This is a genomic window from Ruegeria sp. AM9, assembly GCF_056540565.1.
Genome location: NZ_JBQFWY010000071.1, coordinates 1 through 507, shown reverse-complemented (window position 1 = coordinate 507; position 507 = coordinate 1). Strand labels below are relative to the sequence as shown.

Annotated in this window: 1 protein-coding gene; it reads right to left on the bottom strand. The window is 58.4% G+C overall.

Annotation, left to right across the window (positions count from 1 at the left end; translation table 11 throughout):
• Window positions 1–99 precede the first annotated feature (99 nt).
• The gene (locus ACR0DO_RS19645) at window positions 100–477 is read right to left on the bottom strand and encodes a hypothetical protein (RefSeq protein ID WP_480561131.1); all 378 of its coding nucleotides are present in this window, start codon (window positions 475–477) and stop codon (window positions 100–102) included.
• Window positions 478–507 lie beyond the last annotated feature (30 nt).

Sequence of the window (507 nt, the reverse complement as noted above, 5' to 3'; positions counted from 1 at the left end):
ATCCCCGGTTCGGTGGTCATGGAGCCGTCCTTTCTGCGTTGCCTGTTTCTTCGATCAAACCCAGCGCCTCGTCATGCCGCGCGGGGCGGGATGCGCATCTTAACCACGATACGCGAAATACGCGCGGACAGGGGCAGTGAAGGTCAGGCCCATGCTGATGATCGCGATGATAAAGCCGATGATCGCGGTCGCCGGGATCGAGACCAGAAAATCAACGGCTATCGCGGCGCGGATGCCAATCATGCTGCGCTTGAGGATGGAGGCGATGATGCAGGTAAAAGTCACCATGTACCCCAGCATCGTATAGAGCATCAGGTTGGCGGCTTGCGGTCCGGCCAGCTCTCCGACCTGCAACCCGTGGAACTTGAAGGCGGCAAAGAAGCCAAAGGCCAACAGGATTTTCAGCGCGTTCAGAATGAAGAGCACGCGCAGGGTGACGGGCTTTGATGCACCGGGTGTCGGGTCGATGGCGGTCATTTTATCTCCCTTTCGGGTTGGGAATTTGCG